The 7,754-nt window shown below is 70.6% G+C and carries 7 protein-coding genes; 3 read left to right on the top strand and 4 right to left on the bottom strand.

All coding sequences use genetic code 11. The annotated features are described in order from the left end of the window. Positions 1-229 precede the first annotated feature (229 nt). Both IF89_RS38840 and IF89_RS0133610 read right to left on the bottom strand, forming a co-directional pair. Complete coding sequence (locus IF89_RS38840; protein WP_078628704.1) at positions 230-1,039, bottom strand: replication-relaxation family protein; 810 nt, start codon at positions 1,037-1,039, stop codon at positions 230-232. Positions 1,040-1,739: 700 nt separating this feature from the next. Next, on the bottom strand, positions 1,740-2,618 hold the full coding sequence (locus IF89_RS0133610; RefSeq protein ID WP_030776259.1) for a helix-turn-helix domain-containing protein: 879 nt from the start codon (positions 2,616-2,618) through the stop codon (positions 1,740-1,742). A 387-nt stretch (positions 2,619-3,005) separates the two neighbouring features. On the opposite strand from IF89_RS0133610, the gene IF89_RS0133605 reads away from it, so the two are divergent. Next, positions 3,006-3,473, top strand: a complete 468-nt coding sequence (locus IF89_RS0133605; RefSeq protein WP_030776256.1) for a hypothetical protein — start codon at positions 3,006-3,008, stop codon at positions 3,471-3,473. 1,232 nt (positions 3,474-4,705) lie between these two features. Beyond that, positions 4,706-4,933: a hypothetical protein gene (locus tag IF89_RS0133600; protein ID WP_158718039.1), complete on the top strand. Its 228-nt coding sequence runs from the start codon at positions 4,706-4,708 to the stop codon at positions 4,931-4,933. Here the strand turns inward: IF89_RS0133600 and IF89_RS46430 are convergent. Together IF89_RS46430 and mobF are read right to left on the bottom strand one after the other, a co-directional pair. Continuing rightward, complete coding sequence (locus IF89_RS46430) at positions 4,921-5,109, bottom strand: hypothetical protein (protein ID WP_158718038.1); 189 nt, start codon at positions 5,107-5,109, stop codon at positions 4,921-4,923. The genes IF89_RS0133600 and IF89_RS46430 overlap by 13 nt on opposite strands. Positions 5,110-5,238: 129 nt before the next feature. Then, positions 5,239-7,047, bottom strand: a complete 1,809-nt coding sequence (gene mobF, locus IF89_RS38835) for a MobF family relaxase (protein ID WP_234327984.1) — start codon at positions 7,045-7,047, stop codon at positions 5,239-5,241. 159 nt (positions 7,048-7,206) lie between these two features. Here mobF and IF89_RS0133590 point away from each other — a divergent pair, with 159 nt between their 5' ends. Next, positions 7,207-7,410 (top strand): hypothetical protein, encoded by a 204-nt coding sequence (locus IF89_RS0133590; RefSeq protein ID WP_030776247.1) that lies wholly within the window; start codon positions 7,207-7,209, stop codon positions 7,408-7,410. Positions 7,411-7,754: the final 344 nt, after the last annotated feature.

Genomic DNA, 7,754 nt, shown 5'->3' with positions numbered 1-7,754 from the left:
ACTCATGCACCACTACTCACACCAGCCTCAGTGGTCCCAGCCAAACCAGAGCGCAGACCCATATAAAGAACCCCGAATATGGGCTAAACGCCCTCTCAGCGCGCCCTGGTCGTGAAGGCCCGCGGTGGCCGTGACCGATGCCGCCCTGCCGACGAGCCCCGGCTGGTGTGGGCAAGCCGGTGCACGGGGGTGGCTTGCCCAGGCTCCCCTTGGGCTTGCCCAGCGCCGGTCAGCGGCCGACCGGTTCGGGGTAGCGGGAGCGGCGCCGGTGCGGGTCGTCGACGCCGATCTCGTACCAGGGCTCCCCCCGCTGGAGCCGAGGCAGGGTGTTGACCCACACCGCGATGGTGATGCCCTGCACGGCGGCGGTGAGCGCCTGGAGGCGGTTGTCGAGGAGGTGCTCGTCCTTGCCCGCCAGGACGACGTGCAGCCGCGGGAAGGTCTGGGAGCGGGTGTAGCGGTGGCGCTGCCAGAAGGGGTACGTGCCGCCGATGGTGCCTCGGGCGCCTTCCCAGACGCGGTGCCCGGCGTAGCGCTCGTAGTCCCAGACCTCCTTCGCGAGGTGGGCCCGGGACATGGTGCCGTTGTCGAGTTCGAAGAGGCGGACCTCGCTGGTCTTGGTCGGCACGGCGAGGACGGCGTCGGCGTTGAAGGACAGGCCGGTCTCCTTGATGGCGTGGTTGACCTCCACCTGCCAGTCGGTCAGGTACTCCCGGCGCCCACCGAGGACGGTGTCGGTGTAGGCGAGGATCGTGTCGGTCACCGCGACGGCGTGCGGGCCGAACCCAGCGCGTACGGCCTTCGCTCCGGTGCCGGCCTTCGGTCGTGGCGGTAGTTCGTTGCCGTCGGCCAGAGCCTTCTGCCCTGCTCGGGTGAGGTTCCAGATCTGGTGCTTGCCGTCCTTGCCGTTCGTCTCCGCCAGCCCCAGCTTCGCCAGTTCCGCCATGGCCCTGCGCACGTACGACCGACCGTCCGACCCCTCCCCCGTGATCACCTGTGCCATCTGCCGGACCGTGGCTATCCGCACGCACCCGAGCATCCGCAGCGCATCGGCCCGTACCTTCCCGGCCGTGGGAGTGGACTCCTTCCCCTTCGCTGGTGCCTCAGGGGTAGGGAGAGAGGTGTCAGCGTGCCGGGCAGACCCCTGGCGGGCAGTGTGAGCTGCGGTGATGGGGATGACATTGGAATCGTTCACGGCACTGGACGCGGCACTGGAATCCAGGCCGTCTCCAGGGTGCTCGGCACCCCTTGACCAGGTCTGGTGCGGCTCCGGCTCGGGCTGCCGGGCACTGCTGGTGTACGTCATCGTCGAGGCTCCTCACGCGGGCGTGGGACTCCGGGCAGAGTCCCGCATTCACCTGCTACAGGTGCCGGGGAGGCCGATGGTGTGACGCCTGTTATCGAGCCGTGATCATTCGATGGGTGCGGCGCAGAGCTCCGAGACGATCGTGAACGAGGTCATCACCATCGCCACCGCCATCGCTGGCGGCATCGCCGCGTGCGTGGTCTTGCCGTGCGCCATGCCGTTGCGGATCTGCCGCCCGTAGTCGAGGTATTCCGCCTGGCGGGCGGTCAGGACGCCGGTCTCGGCGCCCTGAGCAGTGCCTGCAGGCGGTCCGCGACGACGCGGCCATCCGTACGCTGCCGGACGATCTGACCGCTGTCACAGAGCCTGCGGCTCTGCGGCGTCTGCGCGAGCGGCTGTACCCGCCTCGGCCGACCTGCGGCCGGCACGACGCTCACCTTCGGCAGGCCAGCGATGCGCCGGTCAGCAGCTCCTGGGCGACGCGGGCGATGAAGCGGCGGCTGTTCTCGGGGTCCAGTGCCTTGGCCTGGAGATGGTCATACATGACCCTGTAGCGCTGAACATCGGACCGTTTCTCCAGATAGAGGTCGCTGGTGAACCGCTCCAGATAGACGGTCCCCGCCGCGCTATCCGGGAAGCGGAGGATGGAGAACTGCCCCGAGACGCCCGGGTGGGCCCCCGCCTCGTGCGGCAGGACCTGCACGGTGATGTGCGGCTGCATGCCGAGACGGTTGAGGTACTCGAGCTGTTCGCGCATGATCGCGGGACCGCCGACCATACGGCGCAGCGCGGACTCGTCCAGCACCGCCCATAAGCGCAAAGGCCGGGCCGGGTGATGGGCCCGGGACTGGCGGCGCAGCCGGACCTCATGGCGCACGGCGATCTGTTCCGCGGTGGCCAGAGGGATCGTTTCCTCGATGACGGCTCGGGCATAGGCGGGTGTTTGCAGCAGCCCGGGGATCACCAGGGGCTCGTAGGAGTGGATCGAGGAGGCTGCCGTCTCCAGGCCGATGTAGACGGCGTACGGGACTTCGCCGCACGCAACCCACCAGCCCTGCCGGTCCGATTCCGTGGCCATCCGCATCAACGAGTCGATGACCTGCGGGTCTGTAACTCCGTAGAGGCCGCACAGGTCCCGCACATCACGAGGCTTGATGGCCCGGCGGCCGTTCTCCAAGTGGCTGATCTTGGGCTGGGAGATCAACAGGCGCTCGGCCACCTCCGTGCTGGTCAGGCCACTGGCCAGCCGGAGCCGACGCAGCTCCGCGCCCAGCCGACGTCTTCTGACCGTCGGATTTCCATTCACCGCCACGGCGGTCTACCTCCGGCTCGAAACTGTCCACCAGCCACAGGAATTGCGGGCCGGGCGGACTCACCGTGCGGGGATGGTCAACGGCCTCTGTCGGTGAGTGTCACGTCACGTGAACGCGGGCGCGTGCAGAGCCCGAGCAGGATTCACCCAGACGCCAGGACCTTTCACCTATCCGCTTGAAGAGTCCGCATACCTGTTCAGTTCCGTGTGGGGACCTGGCCATTGCGCGCGCCCGCTATCGATCAAGTCCGCCAACTAACAGTCAAGGTCGCAACCAGGGCAGGGGGTGTTCACCGTCGGCGCCGGACTCTGTCCACAGGGCCGCGACCCGAGCATCGGTTCCGACGCCGCCGCGATCAGCGAGGTGGCCCGACATGAGGAGCCGTCATGCCCGAAACCACCACCTTGCCGCTCGCCGCGATGATCCCGCACGCGGCGATCAGCGCGTTCAGCTACCTCCGCGCCGTCCAGGCCGGGGACGTCGAAGCCGCCCGCAGGTTCGCCGGCGCCGAGCCGCGGATGACCGAGCTGCTCGTCGACGTCCTCGAGCGGATAGTCGTCCCCGTCACCGCCCTGCCCGGCCCCGAGGCCGGCGAGCCGACCACGGAGGTGTTCGCCCTGGAGGCCCTCGGGCGGGTCCTGGTGGCCACCCTGCGAACCTGGGCGCAGGCCGGGCCGGACGCGGCGGAGGGCATCGCCTGCGCCGTCATCGACTTCGTCGTGCAGTTCCTCACCGACGACCACGAGGACGTCGCCGAGGTCTTGCGCCCGCTGGAGGCGGTGGGAGTGGGCCAGGCCCTCGATGCCCACCCCGCACCGGACGGTGCCCACCTGGTGCGCCTCTCCATCGTGTAGTCCGCACCGGGACGGCGGTGGTGCGCACCGCGTCCATCGGGTGGAGGCCACCCGATGGGCTCACCGCACCGCCCCGCACCGCACCGGGCCACACCGGGCCACACCGGGCCATGATGCGCACCACCGTGCACCGCACCAGATGCACCTCCGCGTCGGCGGGCCCCTATCACACACCCCCCTTGACCAGGCCGTGATCTGCGGCCGCAACCTGCTGTGTCAAGGAGAAACGTGTGAGTGGACAACCTGGTCAAGGGGTGGAGCCGACCCCGGTCAAGGGGTCGGCCGAACCTGGACAAGGGGACGGCTCGTGCTGGGCGGGAGGGCAGCTACGGCGCACCAGGTGCGGGCGAGAGTGGCGCACTCGGTGGGGTGCGGGCCATCTTGGTGCGCCCGAGAGTGGAGTCCACCGTCAATCGGCGCGCACCGCAGTGGAGTCCACCGGGTGGTGTCCACTGAGTGGGGGCGCCTACTGGGTGGAGGCCACTGAGTGGAGTCCACCCGGTGGACTCCACTCGGTGTCGGCATCGGGCGGTCCACTCGGTGGATGGTGCCCGGCGTCGTCATCACAGCCAGGCATTCAAGTGCCGCAGCCGGGACAGCGCGCGGGCGTCGCGGCGTGCGGCGGCGCTGCCGATGCGGTGCTGCCGGGGCCGGGGCCGGCGCGAAGGCCAGCGACACCGCGCGTGCCAAGCAATTGCTGCACGACGCCTGAGCGAGTCCGACGACCCTGATGCGGTGGCTGCCGTGATCGCCTCCAGCTTCGACGACTGACGAGGCTGAAGGGCTCACCCAGCGGGGCCGGCGCCGAGCGCGCTGGTCCTTCGTCGTATCCGAGACCCTGCACGCACGTGCCTGCTGCACGGTCCCCCACACCTATGCATCACGACGGCGACGGCTCCTCGCCCGCGTGTGATCCCCGCGACCTTCGCGCCGCCACTGATGAAAATCCGCAGCTTCCCCCATAACTCTCTCGGGGCAATCGGCTCCCTAGGCGATCACGAGAGCCCCGTCCCGAGATCCGCCGTAGGACAGGTACGTCCTAGGTAGAGCCCTCTTTCTCCACACCCTCTCTACACAGCGGGCGGCTTCCTGATCGGACCCGGGCGCCGGTGCTTGCGCGGCTAGCACTCTCCCGCCGCATTTTGCTGCCCGCCACCGCGTAAGGGGTGGCTATCAACTCACTCTCTACTCTTCGCCCGGAGATGGTCCTCGGGCATGTCGAAAGGGTCAGCATGTCCCAGCCTCAGCCCACGTCCGCGCCGGCCGCCTCGACGGGGGAGCCCCCGCGCAGGGATCCCCTGGTGTGGGTCGCCGTGGTGCTCGTCGCCCTGGTGCTCGTCGGCGGACTCGTCTACGTCGGCTACCGGCACCCCGCCCTCATAGAGCCGGTCGGCCTGGGTTTGACCGCGTTGGGGGCGCTGGTGCCGGTCGTGAAGTGGGCGGCGACTCACCGCCGGTGACGGTCGGCCTGCCCCAGGGTCCGCCGGCTGCGAGGGGCCGACTCCGCAGCCGGCGGAGCGACGGGCACGCCCTGGTGCTCTTGCTCGATCCGCTCGGCGGGAAGCAGCCGCGGGGCGGTCGGCGTAGAGGTGGTGGGGTCGGTCGGTCCGGTGCCCAGGGTGCGGCGGGTGCTCATCCTGGCAGTGTGCGCCCCTCCGGACCCTACGAGGGGGAGTCGGTTCACGGGGGCGGTGTCGGTCGGCGCGGACGGCGCGCGGCCACCGCGAGACCTGTCCGCGCCGACTGATGCCGACCGGAGCGGTGGTCATGCGATTCCTCCGGTTGGTGGTGTCCGGCCCGGCGCGGGCTGGACAGGCTGCTGGGGGTGCGGCGGCGGGGCCGTCGCCGGGGCGGGCTGTGGTGCAAGGCGGCGGACGGCGGCTCGCTCCCGGATCCCGGCCTGGAGCCTGGCGGCCATCTCGGCGGCGGCGGCCTCCAGCGTCCGGCTGGTCTGCTCCACCGCAGCGACGTCCGTCGACGGCTGCAGGTACCGGCCGATCCTCCGCCCGGGGCGGGGGCTCAGGGCGGTCGGCACGGTGACGGTGCGCGGCCGGGGCCGGGAGTTCAGGCGGTCCGCGCGGCGTAGTGCGTGGACGCGGGCGGTCAGCGCGCCGGCGGCGAGACGGGCCCGCTCGTACGGGACGGCGGAGCGCTTGCGGGTCAGCGCTCGCAGCACGGCCTGGTCCTCGGTGTCATGCGGGTACAGGGCGCGCAGGTCGGCGGTCAGCATCCGCCGGCTGGCCGGGCGGGTGTAGCTGTCGATGGCCGCCTGGACTATCTCCTCGTCCAGGCCGGACCGGTGAGGTCGGCCTCGCAAGACGTAGGAGAGGTGACGGCGGGCTTCGGCGAGAAGGTGGTGGTGCTTGAAGGCGCCGCGCATCACGTACACCACGGCGGCGACGTTGACGGCCGCCAGCGCGACGTCGACGACCGGGCGGACCCGCGCCCATATCGCCGCGGCCGCTGCTCGGGCGCGCTCCGCCAGCCCGGCGACGACGTCGCCTCCGTACGCCCGGCTCGCCGAGTCCCGCCAGGCGGCGCGTAGCTGGGAGAGCGAGCGCAGTTCCTTGCGCTTGGGTAATCGGGTCTGGTCGGCGGCCTGGCAGGCCAGCGCGTAGGCGGCCCGCTCCCCCGGCGCATGACCCTGCCGCTCCTCGTACTCGGCTGTGAGAACTGGCAGCGCGTCCTCGATCTGCTGGCGGCGGGTCGACTGCCAGCCGATGAGCCGATGGTCGATCCCGGCGATCTCCATGACCGGGCGGCGGCCGGGCGTCACCTCGCGTGGCTCCCACGCCCACCCGAGCCGGGCGGACACCTCCTCCATGAAGTGCAGGGTGTAGAGGGTGTCGGCCGCGACGAGGTGGGCCATCAGCGAGTCCGCCGACACGTTGCCCCACTTCCCGTCGTGCGGCCGCCGGGCGCGGATGGACACGACCGCGTGAGCGTGGAGCAGGGGCCGCGAATCGACGGCGCGGGACTCGTAGTGCCGGAAGACCGCGACGATCAGCCCGTCCTTGACCCGGGCCCGCTGCTTGCCGCCGGCCTTAGAGCGGATCTCCGCGACCGACTCCTCCATCCACGCCAGCGTCTTGTCGCGGGCGGCGTCGTCGCACAGTTCCAGCACCTGGCGGTGCTCGTCGTCCATCAGGGCCCACGCGAGGTGAGCTGTCGGCGGGGGCCGGAACGTCAGGTCGAAGGCGAGCCAGGGGGTGCGCTCCTTGGCCTTGTCGGTCTTGGGTGAGTGGTTGTGCTCGATGGGCCTGCCGAGCACGGTCGCCCGACGGGCCTGCGCCGGGCTCTTGCGCTGCGCCAGGAGCCTGCGCTCGATCCGGTCGGCGTCCGGGTGCCGGCCTTCCCCCAGGAGGAGTTCGGCCTGCCGCTCGCTCACCACGTCCCCGGCCGTCAGGCCGAGCGCGGCCAGGCCCCGGCCCTTCCACATGCCGGGCGGGACACCGGCTTCGTCCTGGGCGGCGAGCAGCGGCGTGCCCGCAGGGCGGTGGCCGTCGCCGACCATCACGCCACGGAACAGGTAGCGCACCCCGTTCCCCGGGCGAACTGGCGACATGCTGATCATCGGCCCATGGAACCCCGGCGCTGACCTGCACAGAAGCCCGATCCGGAGTCCGTCCCGCCGGGCGGGAGGTCATCACTAGATCTTTACAGCAGCGCCCGCCAGGCGGGCCGATCGGCCAGCCCGAGACGGTAAGCCACCGACCTGTGCACTCTCCCGCGCATGGAAATCACCCGAGCCGGAATCCCCTGTCCCCTCTGCCCCGCGATCACCGAGGAGCTGGTGTACCTGGTCCTCAGCGCCCAGTCGCCCTTCCCCCAGCGAGAGCACGTCAAGGACCGCTGGTGCCCCACCGGCTGTCACCTGCTCAACCCCGACCGCTGGAGAAAGGAGATGCCGCCGCTCCCCGGCAACGAGGTCGCCTGACAACGCCGTGCGAATACTGCGCCGCAACCACACGAGCCCCACCAGCCCCGCAATCGCCATGCAACCGACTCCACCGTCATCGAGCGCACACCAGCGCACCACTCCCCCGACCAGCGGCATGGGCGGCGTGTCTGCGACGCGTCGCGAGCGTTAGGCCATTCGGTCGTGGTCCATCCAGATTATGAGGGGGGAGGAACGGGCGTGGAGATCAGGGACGTGCATCATGCCTACCGTCGGCGTGTGGTCCTTCGGGAAGCTCGTAACGGTTCTGCGGCGCCAGGGTGCGGACGCGATCCGGAAGGGCCGGCCGTGGAGTCTTCCGCTGGAGGACCGTGCTTTGCTGG

Origin of the sequence: Streptomyces sp. NRRL F-2664 (assembly GCF_000719345.1) — a bacterium.
Lineage (GTDB): Bacteria > Actinomycetota > Actinomycetes > Streptomycetales > Streptomycetaceae > Streptomyces.
The sequence above is the reverse complement of the archived record's forward strand: the minus strand, read 5'-3'. Positions and strand labels throughout refer to the sequence as shown.